This is a genomic window from Saccharothrix sp. AJ9571 (genome assembly GCF_021725495.1).
In the GTDB taxonomy this organism is placed as follows: domain Bacteria; phylum Actinomycetota; class Actinomycetes; order Mycobacteriales; family Pseudonocardiaceae; genus Amycolatopsis; species Amycolatopsis magusensis.
Map to the genome: position 1 here is coordinate 5,869,392 of NZ_CP091382.1, position 19,382 is coordinate 5,888,773.

Consider the following 19,382-nt stretch of genomic DNA (forward strand, 5'->3'; position numbering starts at 1 on the left):
AGATGGATTTGGACAAGGCGCTCGGCCTGATCGCCGAGGTGCCCGACTTCCCGCAGCCCGGGATCCTGTTCCGGGACTTCGCGCCGCTGTTCGCCTCGGCGGACGGTTTCGCCGCGGTCACCGCCGCGCTGGCCGACACGCTCGACGAGGGCGTCGAGCTGCTCGCGGCGGTGGAGGCCCGCGGGTTCCTGCTCGCCGCGGCGCTCGGCCAGGCCCAGGGGCTCGGGGTGGTCGTGGTGCGCAAACCGGGCAAACTGCCACAGGTCGCCGCCAGGGCCGACTACGAGCTCGAATACGGCCGGGCCACGCTGGAGCTGCCCGCCGGGGTGGTCCAGCCAGGCCAGCGTGTCGCGGTGATCGACGACGTACTGGCCACCGGCGGGACCGTGTCGGCGGCGTGCCGGCTGCTGGAGCAGGCCGGGGCCGTGGTCAGCGGGGTCTCCGTGGTGCTCGAACTGGCCGGTCTCGGCGGTCGCGACGCCCTGCCGGGACGTTCGGTCCGCGCACTGCACACCTCCTGAGCGGGGGGAACGGAACGCCGCCGCCCCGCCGCGCGTTACGCTGAACGCACGAGATGAACTAGCGACGGGAGGTGCGGGTGAGCCAAGAGCTCGAATCCGCTTCGCCGGCCAAGGACGGCGGCAAGTCCCGTCCGGTGCCGGTACCACCCGTCCCCCCGGTGAACGGCAACGGCAACGGCAGCAGCCGCGCGCCCTCGGCCACCCGGCGCGTCCGCGCCCGGCTGGCCCGCCGCATCACCGCCCAGCGCGCCGCCTCGGTCAAACAGGTCCTCGAACCGCTGGCCGCGGTGCACCGCGAGATGCACCCCAGCGCGGACCTCGCGCTGCTGCAGCGTGCCTACGACGTGGCCGAGGAGCTGCACCGCGAACAGCGCCGCAAGTCGGGTGACCCGTACATCACCCACCCGCTGGCCGTGGCGACGATCCTGGCCGAGCTGGGCATGGACACCACCACGCTGGTGGCCGGGCTGCTGCACGACACCGTCGAGGACACCGGTTATCCGGTCGAGCAGCTCTCCGCCGACTTCGGCGACAAGGTGGCCCAGCTCGTCGACGGGGTCACCAAGCTGGACAAGGTCAAGCTGGGCACCGCGGCCGAGGCGGAGACCATCCGCAAGATGGTCATCGCGATGGCCCGCGACCCGCGCGTGCTGGTGATCAAACTGGCCGACCGGCTGCACAACATGCGCACCATGCGCTTCCTGCCGCCGGAGAAGCAGGCCCGCAAGGCGAAGGAAACCCTCGAGGTGCTCGCCCCGCTGGCGCACCGGCTGGGCATGGCCACGGTGAAGTGGGAGCTGGAGGACCTCGCGTTCGCCATCCTGCAGCCGAAGAAGTACGACGAGATAGTGCGCCTGGTGGCCGACCGCGCCCCGTCGCGGGACACCTACCTGCGCTGGGTCATCGGCGACCTGACCACCAACCTGGAGGCCTCGCGGATCACCGCGAAGGTCGAGGGCCGCCCGAAGCACTACTACTCGATCCACCAGAAGATGATCGTCCGCGGCCGCGACCTCGACGACATCCACGACCTGGTCGGCGTGCGGATCCTGGTCGAGGACGTGCGCGACTGCTACGCCGCGATGGGCGTGGTGCACGCGCTGTGGCAGCCGATGCCCGGCCGGTTCAAGGACTACATCGCGCAGCCGCGGTTCGGCGTGTACCAGTCGCTGCACACCACGGTGATCGGCCCGGACGGCAAGCCGCTCGAAGTGCAGATCCGCACCTACGAGATGCACCGCACGGCCGAGTACGGCATCGCCGCGCACTGGCGGTACAAGGAGACCAAGGGCACGCACAGCGGCAACGCGGTCGACGTCGACGAGATGGCGTGGATGCGCCAGCTGCTCGACTGGCAGCGGGAGGCCGCCGACCCCGGCGAGTTCCTCGAGTCGCTGCGGTACGAACTGGCCGCGCGCGAGATCTTCGTGTTCACACCCAAGGGCGACGTGATCACGCTGCCGGTCGATTCGACGCCGGTGGACTTCGCCTACGCGGTGCACACCGAGGTCGGGCACCGCTGCATCGGCGCCCGGGTCAACGGCAGGCTCGTCGCGCTCGAGCGCAAGCTCGAGAACGGTGAGGTCATCGAGATCTTCACTTCGAAGGCCGAGGGTGCGGGCCCGAGCCGCGACTGGCTGAGCTTCGCCGGTTCGCCGAAGGCACGGGCCAAGATCCGCCAGTGGTTCGCCAAGGAGCGCCGCGACGAGGCGATCGACGCGGGCAAGGAGGCGATCACCAAGGAGGTCCGCAAGGTCGGCCTGCCGTTGCAGCGGCTGGTCTCGGCGGACTCCATGGGCGCGCTGGCCACCGAGTTGCGCCACGGCGACATCAGCTCGCTCTACGCCGCGGTCGGTGAGGGGCACACCAGCGCCAAGCACGTGGTGTCGCGGCTGGTCGCGCTGATCGGCGGGGTCGAAGAGGCGGAGGAGGAGCTCGCCGAGCGGGCCACGCCGTCCACGGTGACCCGGCGCCGCGGCTCGAACGACGTCGGCGTGATCGTCAAGGGCGCCGGCGACATCTGGGCCAAGCTCGCGCGCTGCTGCACGCCGGTGCCGGGCGACGAGATCCTCGGGTTCGTCACCCGCGGCGGTGGCGTGAGCGTGCACCGCACGGACTGCACCAACGCCGAGGACCTGCACGCCCAGCCGGATCGGCTGGTCGAGGTGGAGTGGGCGCCGTCGGAGTCGTCGGTGTTCCTGGTCGCCATCCAGGTCGAGGCGCTCGACCGGCACCGCCTGCTCTCCGACATCACCAAGGTGCTGGCGGACGAGAAGGTGAACATCCTGTCGGCGTCGGTGACCACCTCGCGCGACCGGGTGGCGGTGAGCCGGTTCTCCTTCGAGATGGGCGATCCGAAGCACCTCGGCCACGTGCTGAAAGTGGTGCGCAGCGTGGAGGGCGTCTACGACGTGTACCGGGTCACGTCGGCCTCCTGAGCGCGTTCGCCGCTGCGTAAGGTGCGAGCCATGACTGACGGGCTCCAGTTCACCGTGCACGACGAGGTCGCGCGGCTGACCTTCGCCAGGCCGGAGAAGAAGAACGCGATCACGTACGGCATGTGGACGGCGATCGCCGGGGTGGTCGCGGAGGTGGAGCGCGACCCGGCGGTGAAGGTGCTGGTGCTGACCGGCGCCGGGACGGACTTCTCGGCGGGCGCGGACATCAGCGAGTTCGGCGAGCTGCGGTCGTCCGCGGAAGCCGCCGCCACCTACGACAAGGCGATCGAGGCCGCGGTGCGGGCGCTGGCCGGGCTGCGGAAGCCGACCGTGGCGATGATCCGCGGCAACTGCATCGGCGGCGGCTGCCAGCTCTCCGTGGCCTGCGACTTCCGCTTCGCCGCGGCTGGCTCGCGGTTCGGCATCACCCCGGCCAAACTCGGCATCGTCTACGACTTCCAGTCCACCCGGCAGCTGGTCGACCTGATCGGCCCGGCGCACGCGCGGTACTTCCTGCTCAGCGGCTCACTGATCGACTCGGCGCGGGCGCGGGAGATCGGCCTGCTCAACGAGGTCTACGACGACGCCGCACTGGAGGACTCGGTCGCCGAGTTCACCCGGACGCTCTGCTCGCGCTCGCAGGCCTCGATCCGCGGGATGAACCGGATCATCGAAAAGATCCTGGCCGGCCAGTCCGAATCGGACGCCGAAATCGACCAGATCCGCCTGGACGCCCTGCACGGCGAAGACTACGCAGAAGGCGTCGCCGCCTTCCTCGCCCGGCGCCCGCCCACCTTCACCCACCGCTAACCCGCGCCCGCCTACTCCGCGCCCCATCGCCGAAGCCAGTGTCCCGCACTCTCGCAGCCGAATCCCGCACTCGCCGCTCCCGGCCGAAGTCACCGGGACACGAATGTGGCTTTGGGGGCGGATTCGGCCCCCAAAGCCACATTCGTATCCGGCGGGGGGCAGGTGCGCCGGGAACGGCGCTGCCCCAAGTCCACAAGGTTCAAAGAACCTGGCTACGCGAAAGGGCCGCCACCCGCATCGCGGATGGCGGCCCCTTGCGGACAACTGGGTCGGTCAGCCGACCGTGGCCGCGGTGAACTTGACCGGGGTCTTCGGCTTGCCGGTGCCGTCCTGGCTGGTCGCGGCGGACTCGGCGTCGATACCGTCGCGCGCCACCTTGTCCAGCACTTCCAGCCCGGGGTCGCCGATGGTGCCGAACACGGTGTAGTTCGGCGGCAGCTGGGCGTCCCCGTAGACCATGAAGAACTGGCTGCCGTTGGTGCCCTTGCCGGTGGCCGGGTCCTTGCCCGCGTTCGCCATGGCCAGGATGCCCCGGCCGTAGCTCAGCTCCGGGAAGACCTCGTCGTCGAAGGTGTAGCCGGGCCCGCCCATGCCGGTGGCCTGCGGGTCACCGCACTGCAGCATCTGCAGCCCTTCGGTGCCGAGCCGGTGGCATTCGGTGTCGGTGTAGAAGCCCTGGTTCACCAGGTTTACGAAGCTGTTCACGGTGCACGGCGCGAGCGCCTTGTTCAGCGTCAGCGGGATATCCCCCGCGGTGGTCTTCATGGTCACGCCGACCGTGCCGTTCGACGCCACCTGCCCGGCGGCGGGCGCGTTGACCGGCTTCGCGGCCGGCTTGCCCTCTTCGACCGGGTACTCGCAGGAAACCGGGTCGGCCAGCGGCTGCGGCCGCTTCGGCTCGGGCGCGCGTTCGGTCGGGATCTGGATCGGCGCCGGGGTCGACGGCGAGTCCGACGCGGCCGGGTCCGCGGCGACGTCCTCCCGGTCCCGGGTCACCAGGAACACCACCAGGCCGGCGACTAGCCCCACCACGACGATCGTCACGCCGACGCCGATGATCCTGCGCCGTTTCGCCCGTTCCGCACGTCGAGTCAGCTGCCGCTCGAGCTTGCGCTTGGCGGCTTCGCGGCGTTGCTGGTTGGTCGCCACCTGCCCTCCCGCTTCCAAATCGGTGTCACACGTCGGTGTCCTGCGTGGCGGCAGTCTATTGGCACAGCCTGTGAGAACCCTGTAGAGGGGCCGCTAGGCTGGGCCGGCCGGTTCATCCGGACGGGTGGAGAGGGTCGTTTCGCGCGCTCGGAGGTGCGGTTCTTGCTCGTCGTCGGGTTCCCCAGCGGGACCTTCGCCGCCAACTGCTACCTGGTCGCCCCCGAAGCGGGCGCCGAGTGCGTGATCATCGATCCCGGGCAGGACACCGCCCCCAAGATCGCGCGCGCCCTCGAGGAGCACCGGCTGACGCCGGTCGCCGTGCTGGCCACGCACGGACATTTCGATCACATCGCCGACGCGGCCGAGTTCGACCTCCCGGTGCACATCCGCCCGGAGGACCGCGGCCTGCTCGCCGACCCGTGGTCCGGCGCGAGCCCGCAGTTGGTCGCCGCGCTCGGCGACGCGGTCCGCCCGGTCGAACCAGGTGAACCGGTCGACCTGACCGACGGCGAACTGCGGCTGGCGGGCCTGGCGATCACCGCGGTGCACACCCCCGGGCACACCCCGGGTTCGGTGATCTTCCGCCTCGGCGACCTGGCCTTCACCGGCGACACCCTGTTCGCCGGTTCCATCGGACGGACCGACCTGCCAGGAGGCAGCTTGTCGCAGCTCGAGCGGTCACTCGCGGACCGGCTGCTCACCCTGGACGACCGGACGGTGGTGCTCCCCGGGCACGGCGGCACCACCACGATCGGCCGGGAACGCCAGGCCAACCCGTTCCTGACCGGGTTGGCGGTGTCCCGTGGCTGAACCGGAGCAGCGGCCCAAGCCGGTGGGCCGGATCATGCTCACCTCGGAGGACCCGAAGCTGCGGCGCCGCCGCGGTTGCTCGGGTTTGACCGGGGTGGTGATCTTCGCGGCCGCGTTCGGCGGCATCGGCGGGCTGATCGGCGGTCAGGTGGCCGGGCTGGTGGTCGCCGCGGTGGTCGCGCTGCCGCTGCTCTACCTGGTCGCGTTCAACCTGCGCCGCCGCGTCTGGCTCGAGTCGAACCGGTTGTACGTGCGCACGTGGCGCGTCCGCGAAATCGACCTGACCCAGGCCGCACGGCTCGACCTGCTGGTCACCGACGTCCGCGGCACGCGCTCGGTCGGCCTGCTGGTCAACGCGGGCAACCGGCGCCAGACGGTGAAGATCGACCTGGCCGTCTACGCCGGGACCGGGGGCCGCGAGCTGGAGATCCTCGCGCTGCGCAAACTCGCCGACGCGCTGGCCAACAACTTCGAGGCCAACGGCATGGTGTTCTCCCAGTTGCTCGTCGCGCAGCTGCGGGCGGAGGCCCGCGGTGACGCCGCCCCTGACCGCCCGCTCTACCGCCTGGCGTCGGCGGCTCCCTCGGGCAAGCTGGCGCAGCGGTTCACCATGGAGGCGGTCAGCCGCTTCGTCGCGAGCCTGGAGTGAGGACCTCTTCTCGAGCGGCGATCAACGCGGCGAGCACGGTGGTCACCGGAACGGCGGCCACGATGCCGATACTGCCCGCGAGGGTGCGGACGATCTCCTGCGCGATGTCCTGCGAGCCGAGGATCGAGCCCAGCCCGACGCCGGACAGTGAGGACACCAGCAGTACCGGAAGCGCCGCGCCCGCGTAGGCCATGACGAGCGTGTTGACCGCCGATCCGACGTGGTCGCGCCCGATGCGCACGCCCGCCGCGTACAACTCGCGCCACCCCAGCTCCGGGTTGGCGCGCCGGAGCTCCCAGACCGCGCTGGTCTGGGTGACGGTGACGTCGTCGAGCACGCCGAGCGCACCGATCACGACCCCCGCGAGCAGCAGCCCGCGCGCGTCGATGCCGTGCCCGAGCGCGGCGATCAGTGAGGACGTGTCGTCGTCGAGCCCGGTCAACGAAGCGGCGGCGGAGAAGATCGCGGAGATCGCGCCGATCAGCGCGAGGCTGACCAGCGTGCCGAGCACGGCCACCGAGGTTCTCGCGGACAGCCCGTGCGTCAGGTACAACGCGATGAACATGATCAGCCCGGCGCCGCAGATCGCCACCAGCAGCGGGTTCTCCCCGGCGAGGATGGCGGGCAGCACGAACAGCACGAGGACGGCGAAGCTGAGCACCAGCGCGCCGAGCGCCGCCAGCCCGCTCCACCTCCCGAGCACCACGACCGCGATGGCGAACAACGCGGCGAGCGCGGCCAGCGGCAGCCCGCGCTGGAAGTCGACCAACTGGTAGGACTCGGCATCGCGGGGCTCGTCCCCGGCGAACGAGAGCACCACCGCGTCACCCGCGGTGAACCGCGGGGTGCTCGGCTCGAGCGGCATGATCTTGCGGATCGTCTGCCCAGCCGCGTCGCCGTCGCTCAGCAGCACGTCCACGGTGAGGCACTGCTGCGTGTCCTCGGCCGGTGCACCTACTTGGACATCACCGGGGGACAGGCAGGGGCCGGTCGCCGTGGTGGTGACGTCCCCGTGCACCGGCGTGCCCACGGTGATGACGGGCCGCGGATCGGGCTGGCCCCAGGGGTAGAGCACCGCCACGCCCACGACGGTCACCAGGGCGAACGGCGCGAGCAGGATGAGGAGCAACTTCTTGACCCGCGCGGACGCCGGAGCCGCCGGTCCGTGCCCATGGCCGTGCCCATGCCCGGCCGCCGCCTGCGGCTCGGCGCCCGTGTCCAACTGGTTGGACACGCCCCGGCGCCCTCGCCGCTCAGCGCCCACGCGTTCGTTCGGCTCAGCGGCTGTCCGTTCGGCCGTCTCTTCGCGTTCAGGACGAGCCGCGCGTTCAACCGGGATGACGCGTTCGCCGGTGTCGCCGGTTTTGCGGCGAGCTGCCCGGTCGGCCGGAAGAGGGCGTTCGCCGCTATCCCCGCGAGCCGTTCGGTCGCGCGGGAGAGGGCGTTCGCCGGTATCCCCACGAGGCGCCCGATCGGTGGGCAGGGGGCGTGCGCCGGTATCGCCGGGCTTGCGGCGCACCCGGTCGACGGGCAGCGGTCGCTCGCCGGTGCCGCCGCGTTCGGCCGTGTCTCCGCGTTCAGGACGAGCCGCGCGTTCAACCGGGATGACGCGTTCGCCGGTGTCGCCGCGGGCCTCGCGCTCCCGGCGTGCCTGCCGGGTTTCGCGCGCGGGGTCGGCGCCGGGCTGGGGACGTCGTGCCACGGGACGGGCCGGACGCTCGCCGCCGGGGAGGCGGGGGATCGGTCCGGTCGGGGTGTCATCACCGTCGAAGGGGCGGCGCGGGCGGTCGCGGGGCACTGCGCCATCCTGCCCCAACCGGCGTAACGGCGGCAGGCGCGGGGCCGCGCTGCTATTATCGGTATTCCGAAAATAGGAACGACAGGCGGAAGAAGGGCAGGTCGTGGCGGCGGAGGAGAAGCAGCCCGGACCGCGGCCGGCCTCGCCCGCGGTGGGCCGCACGCTGACCGTGCTGGAGACACTGGTCCACGCCGAAGACGGCCTCACCCTGACCGCGCTCGCCCGCGAGACCGGCATCCCGCTGGCCACCTGCGCGGCCATCGTCTACACCCTCGAGCAGCGCGGGTACGCCGCGCGCCGGGTGGTCGGGCGCAGCCACTTCTGGCGGGTCACCCTCCGGCTCTACGACCTGGCCGCCCCGCTGATCAAGCAGGACGACCTCGCCGAAGTGGCCCAGCCGGAACTGCGCGACCTGGCCGACGAACTCGGCATGCCCGCCCACGTCGGCGTGCTCGACGGCGCGTCGGTGGTCTACGTGGCGAAGGCCGCCACCCCCGGGTTCATCCAGTTCGACACCTATCCCGGCAAGGTCGCGCCGTTCAACCTGACCGCGCTCGGCCGCGCGATCGCCGCCTACCTGCCCGCCGAACAGCTCGACCCGCTCCTGCCGCAGTTGGTCGCCGGGCGTGGGCCGAAGGCGAAGAAGCCGTCCGCCCGGGTCTTCCTGGCTCAACTCGACAAGGTGCACGACGCCGGGTACGCGGTGGAGGACGAGGAAGAGGAACCGGACATCGCGTGCGTCGCGGCCCCGGTTTTCCACTCGGACGGCCGAATCGCCGGTTCGCTGGGGGTGACCGGGTTCGCCAGGGACCTGATCGGCGACAAACTCGGCCTCGCCACCGAACTCGTTGTGCGCCAGGCGAAAGAGGTTTCCGCGAAACTCGGGTTCTAGGTCAGGTCCTTGCGTCCGCGGCGACCGGAGACTTAGCATCTTCGAATCGGGGAAGCTATCTTCGAAATAGCGAACTTCAGAGGTTTCCTCGCTGGACCAACGGTGTGCAGGGGACGCGAGGGACACTGGAGGGCTGCCGTGAGGCGTGCGCACGGACGGGGGGCCGCCGCGCTGGCGCTGCTCCTGCTCACTTCGGCCTGTTCCAACGCGGGCGACGCGCCACCCGAACAGCCGCAGGCCAGCGCCGACAGCGGCACAGGTCCGATCGCCCCGGGCGGCTCGCTGGTCTACGGCCAGATCGCCGGGGTCTCCCAGCTCGACCCGAACACCATCGCCAGCGGCGCCCAGACCCAGCTGCAGACGCTGCTCTGGAACGGGCTCACCACCTGGACCCCGCAGAACACCGCGAAGCCCGACCTCGCCGAGTCCTGGCAGTCGGCCCCGGACCACCGCACCTGGACCTTCAAGCTCCGCGCCGGGGTGAAGTTCCACAACGGCAAGGCGTTCACCGCCGCCGAAGCGAAGAAGAACTTCGACCGCGTGCTCGATCCGGCGATACCCGCGCAGGCCGCCGCCAAGATCGACATGATCGAGGCGGTGACCGCGCCGGACGACACCACGCTGGTGCTCACGCTCGACTCGCCCAACCCGGAGCTGCCGGTCGACGTGATCGACGTCCGGATGACCGACGTCGACGACCTGGCGAACATCGACCGCGCGGCGAACGGCACCGGGCCGTACCGGCTCAGGTCGTTCGTGCCGGACCAGACGGTCGAACTGGTGCGCAACGACGGCTACTGGGGCCCGCGCCCGAACCTCGACGAGATCCGGGTCGTGCGGTACGCCGACGCGACCGCGGCCAACGCGGCGCTGAGGTCCGGCCAGGTGCACGTGCTGTGGAGCGTCGCACCGGACAGCGTCGCCGGGCTGGCCACCGAAGGCAGGCAACTGCTCACCGCCGCCGAACCCGCCGGTTTCGTGGTCTGGGAACTCGACACCAGCGCGGCGCCGTTCGACAACCCGAAGGCACGCGAGGCTCTGTCGTACGCGGCGAACCGGACCGAAATGATGGCTGCCGCCTACGCCGGTTACGGGGTGCCGACGCCGGCCAACGTGCCGGTCAACCCGAAGAACCGGTTCTACGACCAGAGCCTGCCGTCGCACGGGTTCGACCTCGACCGCGCCAAGCAGCTGTTCGCCGAGGCCGGGGTCACCGAGGGCAGCACGCTGACCTTCTGGGCGGTCGCGGGCAACTACCAGGAATGGACCACGGTCGGCCAGATCCTGCAGCAGGACCTCGCCAAGATCGGGATCGGGCTGGAGATCCAGACCAATGAGGTGAGCACCTGGTCGGCGAAGTTCTACCCGAAGGGCAAGAGCTACCCGAACCTGCTCGCCGCGAACTACCTGTCGTTCACCCCGCCGCCGGACAGCTATCCGCTGGCCTGGTTCGAAGGCACCAAGGGCACCTGCGAGTGCAACTGGGTGGCCCCGCCGGAGTACGACCAGGCGATCGCCGCGATCGAATCGGCAGGGGAAGGCCCTGAGCGGGAGACCGCGTTCAAGGACGCGCAACGGATCCTGAACCGCGAGAACCCGGTGGTCTTCATCGGCTCGACCGCCTTCCTGTCCGTGGCGCAGCCGCGGGTGCGCGGGTTGTGGGTGCAGGCGGAAGGCACGCTGCACCTGGAGGAAGCCGGATTCGCGGCCTAGGCGGGAGCATGACCGGCTACCTGCTCCGCCGCCTCGCGGTCAGCGCGCTGATGCTGCTCGGCGTCTCCGTGCTGATCTTCGTCGTGCTGCGCCTGCTGCCCGGCGATCCGACGGTCGCGCGCGTCGGCGCGGCGCAGAACATCGATCCCGCCGCGCTCGCCGCGCTGCGCGAGGAACTCGGCCTGAACGACCCGATCCCGGTCCAGTACTGGGCGTGGATCACCGGGATCTTCGGCGGCGAACTGGGCCGGTCGTACTTCAGCCAGTTCGACGTGACGGTGCTGATCGGCCAGCGCCTCGGCCCGACGCTGGAGCTGTCCGCCGCCGGGCTGGTGCTGGCCGTGCTGCTGGCGGTGGTGCTCGCGGTGCTGCCGACCGTGGTCCGCAGCCGCTGGCCCGGCCGCCTGGTCGGCGCGTACACGGTCACCGGCATGGCGGCGCCGCCGTTCGTGTTCGGCATCGTGCTGCTGGCGATCTTCAGCGTCAAACTGGGAGTACTGCCGCACGAGGGGTACGTGCCGCTGACCGAGGACCCCGTCGGCAACCTGCGCACGCTCGTGATGCCCGCGCTGACGCTGGGCATCTGCCTGTCCGCGCCGCTGATCCGGCACCTGCGCTCGGAACTGTCCGAAGTGGATGCCGCGGCGCACGTGCGGACGGCTACCGGCAAGGGCATCGGCCGCCGGGCGGTGGTGCTGCGGCACGTGCTGCCCAACGCGCTGCTGCCCGCGCTCACCTCGCTCGGGGTGACCGTGGGCGGAGTGCTGTCCGGCGCGGTGGCGGTCGAGTACGTGTTCAACTGGCAGGGCCTCGGGATGCTGATCGTGGACTCGGTGTTCAAGCGGGACTACGGCGTCATCCAGGGCACGGTCCTGCTGCTGGCGGCGGCGTTCGTGGTGGTCAACCTGGCGGTCGACCTGCTCTACGGGGTGCTCGACCCGCGCCTGCGAATCGGGCGGGCGCACCGGTGACCGCGCCCGCCGCCGGACGCCGCCTGCTGGCCCGGCCCGCCGCGATCGCCGCGCTGGCCGTGCTTGCGGGGTTCGTGCTGCTGTCCCTGCTCGCGCCACTGCTGCTGCCGGACCCGGCGGCGATCAACGCGCGCAACCGGTTCGCCCCGCCGGGGTGGCCGCACCTGTTCGGCACCGACGAACTCGGGCGGGACCTGCTCTCGCGCGTCGCCCACGCCGGTCAGCTCTCGCTCGGCTTCGCGGCCGGGGCGACCCTGGTGGCCATGGTGATCGGAGTGACGTGGGGCCTGCTCGCGGCGGCCCGGTCCGGCTGGTTGGACGAGGTGCTGATGCGCCTGGCCGAGGCCGCGCTGGCCATCCCGATCGTGCTGTTCGCGCTGGTCTTCGTCGCCGCCTTCGGCTCGGCGACGCCGTCGATGATTTTCGTGACCGGCCTGCTGATGAGCCCGCTGACCGCGCGGATCGCGCGCTCGGCCGTGCTCGCCGAACTCGAGTCGGAGTACGTGCGCGGGCTGGAGGCGGTCGGCGTGCCGCGGCCGCGGACGCTGTTCACCGAGGTACTGCCGAACGCGGTGCCCGCGCTGCTCGCGCAGGCGTCGCTCAACCTCGCCACCGCGCTGATGCTGGAGGCCACCCTGAGCTTCGTCGGTCTCGGCGTGCAGCCGCCGGACGCCTCCTGGGGCACGCTGCTGAAATCCGGGTACGACAAGTTGTTCGAGTCGATCTGGTATCCGCTGCTGCCCGCGCTGGTGCTCCTCGTGGCGATCGGCGCGCTGAACGCGCTCGGCGACCAGGTGCAGCGCGTGCTGCGAGCGGGCGGGGGCGCGCCATGACCGTGCTTTCCGTCCAGGACCTCGCGGTCGGCCTGCGCGGCGGCCCGTCGCTGGTGCACGGGCTCAGCCTGGAACTGGCCCCGGGGGAGCGGCTCGCGCTGGTCGGCGAGTCGGGCAGCGGAAAGACGATCGCGTCGCTGTCGATGCTGCGGCTGAACCCGCCCCCGACCGAGATCACCGGCGGACGGGTCGTGTTCAACGGGGTGGACCTGGTCACCGCGGCCGACCGCGAACTGGACCGGGTGCGCGGTCACCGCATCGCGATGATCTACCAGGACCCGCTGTCCTGCCTGAACCCCGTGCGCCCGGTCGGCGACCAGATCGCCGAGGCGATCCGCGCGCACCGGGACGTGACGGCGGCCGAAGCGCGGGCGGCCGCGATCGACCTGCTTGGCGAGGTCGGCATCGAGCACGGCGCCCGGCGCGGGCGGCAGTACCCGCACCAGTTCTCCGGCGGCATGCGGCAGCGGGTGATGATCGCGATGGCGATCTCATGCGAGCCGGAGGTGCTGATCGCCGACGAGCCGACCACCGCGCTCGACGTGACCACCCAGGCCCGCATCCTGTCGCTGCTCGACGACCTGGCCACGCGCCGCGGGATGGCTGTCCTGTTCATCACGCACGACCTCGCGGTCGCGTCCGGGTTCTGCGAGCGAATCCAGGTCATGCGGGAAGGGCGCGTGGTCGAATCAGGTGGACTGCCGGGCGTGCTGACCGCGCCGGCACACCGGTACACCCGCGAGCTGCTGCGCTCGGTGGTCACCTTGCGCACGCCGGTCGAACCGGTTGAACCGATCCCGGAGCCGCCGCTGATCGAGGCGGACCGGCTGGTCCAGCGCTTCGGCTCCGGCGATGCCGCGGTCGACGGCGTGTCGCTGACAGTGCACCGCGGTGAAACCTTCGGGCTGGTGGGGGAGTCGGGCGCGGGCAAGTCCACGCTGACCCGGCTGGTGCTCGGGCTGGACTGCCCGGTGTCGGGCGAGGTACGGCACGAGGGTGTGGTGCTCGGCTCGCTGTCCCGGGGTGAACTGCGGCGAAGGCGCCGGGACATGCAGCTCGTGCCGCAGGACCCGCTCGGCTCGCTGAACCGGCGCAAGACCGTGGAACAGATCGTCGGCCTGCCACTCCAGGTGCACCAGCACGCCTCGAAGAAGGCACGGCGACGCCGGGTGGCCGAACTGCTCGACCTGGTCGGCCTGCCCGCCGCGTTCACCGGGCGCTACCCGCGCGAGCTGTCGGGCGGGCAGTGCCAGCGCGTCAACATCGCCCGCGCGATCGCGCTCGAACCGTCCTTCGTGGTGCTCGACGAGGCGGTCTCCGCGGTCGACGTGGTGATCCGTGCGCAGATCCTGCGCCTCCTCCGCGACTTGCAGCGCGAACTGGGCTTGACCTACCTTTTCGTTTCCCACGATCTCGCGGTGGTGCGGCAGGTGGCGCCGAGGCTGGCGGTGATGCGGCACGGGCGGATCGTCGAAACGGGCACCCGCGCGGAACTCTTCGACGATCCGAGGCACGAGTACACGCGCGCGCTGATCGACGCGGTCCCCGCGTTGGTCACCGGAGACGGGCAGGTGTCCCGATGAACGTTCCGGCGATCGCGCTGGCCGGGCTCGGCGAGATCGGTCTCGGCGCGCACCTGCCCGCGCTGCTGCGCAACCCGGGTGTCCGGCTGGCGGCCGTGGTCGACCCGGATCCCGCGCGCCGCGTGCTGGCCGCCGAGCACACCAGCGCGCCCGCGTTCCACTCGATCGGGGAGGTGCTCGCCGATCCGGCGATCGACGCGGTCGTGCTGGCGACACCGCCCTGGGTGACGCCCAACCTGGTCGGCCGGGTGGCCGCGACCGGCCGGTTCGTGCTCGCCGAGAAGCCGGTCGCGGTGTCGTCCTCGGCCGCCGCGCCGCTCGCGAAACTGCCCGCCGGCCAGCGCAAACGCGTGCAGGTCGGGCTGACCTACCGGCACGACCCCGCGCTGGAGGTGCTGCGCGACTGGATCCTCTCCGGCAGGCTCGGGGACGGTCTTCTGGTCAGGGCACACATCTACGACGAACGGCGGGCCCCGGACGCCCCCGAGCACGAGCGGCGGATCGAGGCCACACTGGCGCACGGAATGCCCGTGGTCCACGAGGGAGCGCACGTGTTCGACTGGTTCGCCATGCTGTTCGGCGGTCCGCCCGAGCGCCTGGAGGACTCCTGGGCGGTGGCCACCCGGCCGGACCTCCCCTCGGCGAACCTCTGCGGCGCCCGCCTGACCTACCCGGGCGGGGTCACCGTGCTGGCCGAGTTCGGCTGGCTGACCGACGCGCTGCCGCGCTGCGAGATCAGCGTCGTCGGAGATCGCGGGCACGCCGAACTGGACGGGTTCACCTTCGACCTGCGGCTGACCACGGCCGCCGGAGTGGAGTGCGTGGCGTTCGACGAGGACCGCACCACCCGGTGCTTCGACCTGCAACTGACGCGGTTCACCGAGCTGATCAGCGGCGCCCGGGCGGTTCCGTCCCCCGGCCTCGCCGACGGCCTGGCCGCACTGGAGATCAGCGAGCGGGTGGCCGTGCTCGCGGCTTGGAGCCTGGCATGACCGTGTTCACCTGGTCGGACCGCACCCGCGCCGAACTCGGCGCCGTGCTGCCGGAAGCGCTGGTCGTGCTGCCGTTCGGCGCGACCGAGCAGCACGGCCCGCACCTGGCCACCGGGACGGACGCGTTGATGGCCACGACCTTCGCCAGGCGCGCCGCCGAGCGGGCGGCCGAGTCGTCCTCGCGCGACCTGGTGCTCGCGCCGTGCCTGCCGTTCGGCGCCTCGGACCACCACCTTCCGTTCGGCGGCACGCTCTCGCTGACCACCGAGGTCGCCATCGCGGTGCTGACCGATCTCGCACGTTCGGTGGCCAGTTGCGGGGGACGGCGGTTGGTCATCGTCAATGGACACGGCGGCAACCAGGGCGTCTGCCACGCGGCGGCCGCCGCCGCGTCCGCGCGCTACGGCTTGTCCGTGTCGGTGGTGCACTACTGGGACCTCGTCGCCGACCACTCGGCGGCACCCGTGCCGGGGCACGCCGGCGAGTTCGAGACCTCGCTCGTGCTCGCCGTCGACCCGGACCTGGTGGGCCGCCCGGTCGAACGCATCGCGCTGCCCGAGACCGCCGCGCTGCCCGGGGTGGACCTGCACGACCAGGCGAACTGGCTGCGCATCGACGGCTACACCGACCGCCCCGAACGGGCCTCCGCCGAACGCGGGTCCAACTGGTTGGACGAGATCGAGAAGGCACTGGCCGACCGGCTGATCGCGCTGGCGGAGCTGCCGTGATCGACTTTCACACCCATCCGCCCGCCTGGCACGCGTCGACCTGGCTCGGCGGCGCCGAGTTCGGGCCCGGCGAGTTCCTCGACTTCCTCAACGGCTCGGGCATCGAGGCGGCGGTCGTGCTGGCCCACGACGGCCTGTTCGACGCGACCCCGCGGGCCAACGACGAGCTGGCGCAGTTCACCGCGGCCGACCCGCGGCGGATGATCGCGTTCGGCACGGTGAACCCGCGTCACGCCGGTGCCGCCGACGAGGTGCGCCGCTGCTTCACCGAGCTGGGCTTCGGCGGCCTGAAGCTGCACCCCTGGCTGCAGGGCTTCAGCATGCACGAATCCGCGCTCGACGAGATCTGCGAGGAGGTCGAGTCGGCAGGCGGCATCGTGCTTTCGCACGACGGCTCGCCGCCGTATTCGATGCCGGGCCAGATCGCCGCGCTGGCCCGCCGCCACCCCGGTGTGCCGGTGGTGCTCGGGCACGGCGGGCTGCACGACTGCTGGCGTGAAGCGCTCGCCGCGGTCACCGTGACCCCGAACCTCTACCTTTGCCTGTGCGGGACGCCGCCGTACGCTGCCCGCCACATCCTCGCCTCCGCGCCGGACGGCAAGGTGCTCTTCGGCACCGACGCCGGCCTGTCCGACCGGGCGAGCCAGGACTACGCGGTGGCCAGGATCGCCGAGATCGACGGCTGGGGCATCACCGCGAAGCAGCGGGAGGAGATGCTGGTGACCAATCCCCGGCGGCTGCTCGGCGGGTGGCTCGGATGAGCGTGCTCACGGCGAGGATCGCGGCGGTGCACACGCTGCCGGTCAGCCTGCCCGCCCACCCGGCGCTGGTGGTGCGCGGCGCGAAGGGCAGTCACGACCGTTCCGACTTCCTGCTCGTCCGGGTGGTCACCACCGAGGGCGTGGAGGGGTTCGGCGAGGTCAGCGCCACGCCGCTGTGGAGCGGGGAGGACGCGGCCAGCGCCGAGCACTTCGTGCGCAACGTGCTGACCACCGCGCTCCTCGGCCGCAAACTCGCCCCGCCCGGCTCGCTCGAAGCGATCATGGACCGGGTGCTGGCGGCGAACCCGTTCACCAAGGCCGGTGTGTCGACCGCGCTGTGGGACGCCTACTCGCGCAGCCTCGGCATGCCGCTGGTCACCGCGCTCGGCGGGCCGTACCGCGACGAGGTGCCGATCAAGCTGTCGCTCTCGGGTGACGGCGAGGTGCTGGAGAAGGCCCACAGCGCGGCCGTCGCGGCGGGGTTCACCTCGTTCAAGGTCAAGGTCGGCCTCGGTATCGACGGCGATCTCACCCGCGTGGCCAGGGTTCGCGAGCTCGCCGGGCTCGGCGCGTTCATCGGGGTCGACGCGAACGGCGGCTGGAGCCGGGCCGAGGCACGCGAGGCGGTCCGCCGGTTGACCACGTTCGCCCCGGCGTTCGTCGAGCAGCCCGTCCAGCCCTCGGACCTGGAGGGCATGGCGGCGATCCGGACGCTGGGCGTGCCGGTGGTCGCCGACGAATCCGTGTTCGGCGCGGACGACCTGGCCCGGGTCATCCGCGCGTCCGCGGCCGACGTCATCAGCGTCTACCTGGGCAAAGCCGGGGGACCGGCGAAAGCGGTGCTGCAGGGGCGGGTCGCGGAGACCTTCGGGCTGGACACGCTGATCGGCTCCAACGGCGAACTGGGCCTCGGCGCGGCCGCCCAGTTGCACGTGGCGTGCGCGCTGCCCGCGCTGAGCGAACGGCTGCCGTCGGACATCATCGGCGCCCACTACTACGCCGAGGACATCCTGGAAAAGCCGCTGGACAGCAACGGCAAACGAGTGCGGCTCACCGACGGGCACGGGCTCGGCGTGGTGCCGAGGGACGACCTGCGGCGGCGGTTCCGGTGATCGTCGACGTGCACTCCCACACGCCGACGCACCGCGAAGCCGTGCCACCGGAGGAGCGCCGCGTCTACGCGAACTGGCGCACCGACCGCGACGTGACCACGACCAACTCGTGGGCCGACTACGACCGCCAGATGGCGGCCGCCGACGTGTCCATCGTGTTCAACATCGCCGTCGACGACCCCGAACCGATGACCGGCCTGCCGTACCCGCCGGAGCGCACGAACGACGCCACCGCCGAGTTCGCCGCCGCCGACCCGGCCCGCCGCATCGGCTTCCTCTCGGTGAACCCGCTGTGGGACAACGTCTTCGAAGAGACCGAGCGTTGCCGCGAACTCGGTCTGCGCGGGGTCAAGCTCGGGCCGAACTACCAGGACTTCGACCCGCTGAGCGAGCAGGCGCTGGCCTTCTACGCCTACTGCGAGAAGGAGGGCCTGCCCATCCTGTTCCACGCCGGCGCCTCGCCGATGCGACACGCCCCGCTCCGCTACACCCATCCGCTGGTCGCCGACGAGATCGCCCTGCGCTTCCCGGAACTGCGCATCGTGCTGGCGCACATGGGTCATCCCTGGGGCACCGACACCGCGGTGACCATCCGCAAGCACCCGCACGTCTACGCCGACGTTTCCTCGATCTACCTGCGCCCGTGGGTCTGCTACCAATCGCTGCTCGCCGCCCACGAATGGGGCTGCACGGAAAAGCTGCTGCTGGGCAGCGACTTCCCGATCGCGGGCACGGCCGAGGCCATGGCGGGCATCCGCGGCGTCAACGACATCCTGGACGGCACGGCGCTGCCCAGGGTGCCGCCGGAGCAGGTCGAGCAGATCATCCACGCGGACGCGCTGAGCGCACTGGGGCTGAGCCGATGACACCCGTGGTGGACGCGCACGCCCGCATCGGCGAGGGCCGGGAGGTGGCGCTGACCGCCGCCGATCTGGTCGCCACCATGGACCTGCTGGGCATCGGCACCACGTTGATCTCGCCGGGGGAGCGGTGCATCGCGGTCGACAACCGCGAGGGCAACCTGCAGACCACGTCGGCGGCCGCGGTCTCCGGTGACCGGCTGCTGGCCTACGCGGTGGCGACCCCGTGGCGCGGTCCGGCGGCGGTCGACGAACTCGCGCGCGCGGCGGACAGTGGTGCCGTGGCCTTGGCCGTCGACTCGGTGTTGCAGGGGTTCGACCTGCTCGACGGCCTGCTGGACCCGCTGCTCGAATTCGCGCGGGACCGCGGCTGGTTCGTCTACGTGCGCACGGGCACCCCGCCGAGCGCGGTCCCGATGCCGCTCGCGCTGCTGGCCCTGCGGTATCCCGAACTCGACTTCGTGATGGGCCGCAGTGGCGCCACCGACTTCTGGATCGACGCCGCGCCCGCCCTCCGGCAGGCACCCAACCTGTACGCCGACACCGCCTACGCGCCATGGGACACCGTGCTGAGCGAATTCGCGCGCGACCCGGAGATCGGCACTTCCCGCGTCGTGTTCAGCACCGACGCGCCGTACACCGTGCCCGAGGCGGAACTGCGCCGGGTGCGGGACTGGACGATCGGGGAACCGGAGCGCGCCGCCGTGCTCGGGGGGACGGTGACCGGTCTGCTGGGCGGGTCCACTGGGAGAGGGTGATCGG

Annotated in this window: 19 protein-coding genes; 17 read left to right on the plus strand and 2 right to left on the minus strand. The window is 71.6% G+C overall.

From position 1 onward, the window contains the following. Positions 1-2: 2 nt before the first annotated feature. From L3Q67_RS27280 to L3Q67_RS27290, 3 genes are all read left to right on the plus strand, one after another. Positions 3-521 (plus strand): purine phosphoribosyltransferase family protein, encoded by a 519-nt coding sequence (locus tag L3Q67_RS27280; protein WP_499184299.1) that lies wholly within the window; start codon positions 3-5, stop codon positions 519-521. A gap of 134 nt (positions 522-655) precedes the next feature. Next, positions 656-2,959 carry a RelA/SpoT family protein gene (locus L3Q67_RS27285; RefSeq protein WP_499191652.1) on the plus strand — a complete coding sequence of 768 codons (2,304 nt, stop codon included), beginning with the start codon at positions 656-658 and terminating at the stop codon, positions 2,957-2,959. Between the two features lie 30 nt (positions 2,960-2,989). Then, a complete protein-coding gene (locus tag L3Q67_RS27290; protein ID WP_499184300.1) occupies positions 2,990-3,769 on the plus strand; it encodes a Clp protease/crotonase-like domain-containing protein in 780 nt (259 codons plus the stop codon). Between the two features lie 273 nt (positions 3,770-4,042). Here L3Q67_RS27290 and L3Q67_RS27295 read toward each other — a convergent pair whose 3' ends face one another. Beyond that, positions 4,043-4,918, minus strand: a complete 876-nt coding sequence (locus L3Q67_RS27295) for a peptidylprolyl isomerase (protein ID WP_209668180.1) — start codon at positions 4,916-4,918, stop codon at positions 4,043-4,045. A gap of 162 nt (positions 4,919-5,080) precedes the next feature. On the opposite strand from L3Q67_RS27295, the gene L3Q67_RS27300 reads away from it, so the two are divergent. Together L3Q67_RS27300 and L3Q67_RS27305 are read left to right on the plus strand one after the other, a co-directional pair. Next, positions 5,081-5,728, plus strand: coding sequence for an MBL fold metallo-hydrolase (locus tag L3Q67_RS27300; protein ID WP_499184301.1), 648 nt, complete (start codon positions 5,081-5,083; stop codon positions 5,726-5,728). A gap of 34 nt (positions 5,729-5,762) precedes the next feature. Next, entirely contained in the window at positions 5,763-6,377 is a 615-nt protein-coding gene (locus L3Q67_RS27305; protein ID WP_499191653.1) for a hypothetical protein, read from the plus strand. Here L3Q67_RS27305 and L3Q67_RS27310 read toward each other — a convergent pair. Continuing rightward, positions 6,349-7,611, minus strand: coding sequence for a YibE/F family protein (locus L3Q67_RS27310; RefSeq protein ID WP_499184302.1), 1,263 nt, complete (start codon positions 7,609-7,611; stop codon positions 6,349-6,351). The genes L3Q67_RS27305 and L3Q67_RS27310 overlap by 29 nt on opposite strands. On the opposite strand from L3Q67_RS27310, the gene L3Q67_RS27315 reads away from it, so the two are divergent. The 12 genes from L3Q67_RS27315 to L3Q67_RS27370 all read left to right on the plus strand — a co-directional run bounded on the left by L3Q67_RS27315 (position 7,561) and on the right by L3Q67_RS27370 (position 19,378). After that, complete coding sequence (locus L3Q67_RS27315; RefSeq protein ID WP_499184303.1) at positions 7,561-8,202, plus strand: hypothetical protein; 642 nt, start codon at positions 7,561-7,563, stop codon at positions 8,200-8,202. The genes L3Q67_RS27310 and L3Q67_RS27315 overlap by 51 nt on opposite strands. 76 nt (positions 8,203-8,278) lie before the next feature. Further along, positions 8,279-9,067: an IclR family transcriptional regulator gene (locus L3Q67_RS27320; RefSeq protein ID WP_499184304.1), complete on the plus strand. Its 789-nt coding sequence runs from the start codon at positions 8,279-8,281 to the stop codon at positions 9,065-9,067. A 138-nt stretch (positions 9,068-9,205) separates the two neighbouring features. Then, on the plus strand, positions 9,206-10,780 hold the full coding sequence (locus tag L3Q67_RS27325; RefSeq protein ID WP_499184305.1) for an ABC transporter substrate-binding protein: 1,575 nt from the start codon (positions 9,206-9,208) through the stop codon (positions 10,778-10,780). An 8-nt stretch (positions 10,781-10,788) separates the two neighbouring features. Next, positions 10,789-11,751, plus strand: a complete 963-nt coding sequence (locus L3Q67_RS27330; RefSeq protein ID WP_499184306.1) for an ABC transporter permease — start codon at positions 10,789-10,791, stop codon at positions 11,749-11,751. Beyond that, positions 11,748-12,584, plus strand: a complete 837-nt coding sequence (locus L3Q67_RS27335; RefSeq protein ID WP_499184307.1) for an ABC transporter permease — start codon at positions 11,748-11,750, stop codon at positions 12,582-12,584. Before L3Q67_RS27330 ends, L3Q67_RS27335 begins: the two co-directional genes overlap by 4 nt. Next, positions 12,581-14,167: an ABC transporter ATP-binding protein gene (locus L3Q67_RS27340; protein WP_499184308.1), complete on the plus strand. Its 1,587-nt coding sequence runs from the start codon at positions 12,581-12,583 to the stop codon at positions 14,165-14,167. The genes L3Q67_RS27335 and L3Q67_RS27340 overlap by 4 nt, the downstream gene beginning before the upstream one ends. Then, on the plus strand, positions 14,164-15,159 hold the full coding sequence (locus L3Q67_RS27345) for a Gfo/Idh/MocA family protein (protein ID WP_499184309.1): 996 nt from the start codon (positions 14,164-14,166) through the stop codon (positions 15,157-15,159). The genes L3Q67_RS27340 and L3Q67_RS27345 overlap by 4 nt, the downstream gene beginning before the upstream one ends. Next, positions 15,156-15,887, plus strand: a complete 732-nt coding sequence (locus L3Q67_RS27350; protein ID WP_499184310.1) for a creatininase family protein — start codon at positions 15,156-15,158, stop codon at positions 15,885-15,887. Before L3Q67_RS27345 ends, L3Q67_RS27350 begins: the two co-directional genes overlap by 4 nt. Next, a complete protein-coding gene (locus L3Q67_RS27355) occupies positions 15,884-16,648 on the plus strand; it encodes an amidohydrolase family protein (protein ID WP_499184311.1) in 765 nt (254 codons plus the stop codon). The genes L3Q67_RS27350 and L3Q67_RS27355 overlap by 4 nt, the downstream gene beginning before the upstream one ends. After that, positions 16,645-17,760: a mandelate racemase/muconate lactonizing enzyme family protein gene (locus L3Q67_RS27360; RefSeq protein ID WP_499184312.1), complete on the plus strand. Its 1,116-nt coding sequence runs from the start codon at positions 16,645-16,647 to the stop codon at positions 17,758-17,760. Before L3Q67_RS27355 ends, L3Q67_RS27360 begins: the two co-directional genes overlap by 4 nt. Next, positions 17,757-18,626, plus strand: coding sequence for an amidohydrolase family protein (locus L3Q67_RS27365; protein WP_499184313.1), 870 nt, complete (start codon positions 17,757-17,759; stop codon positions 18,624-18,626). The genes L3Q67_RS27360 and L3Q67_RS27365 overlap by 4 nt, the downstream gene beginning before the upstream one ends. Further along, entirely contained in the window at positions 18,623-19,378 is a 756-nt protein-coding gene (locus tag L3Q67_RS27370) for an amidohydrolase family protein (RefSeq protein ID WP_499184314.1), read from the plus strand. The genes L3Q67_RS27365 and L3Q67_RS27370 overlap by 4 nt, the downstream gene beginning before the upstream one ends. The last annotated feature ends 4 nt before the right edge of the window (positions 19,379-19,382 follow it).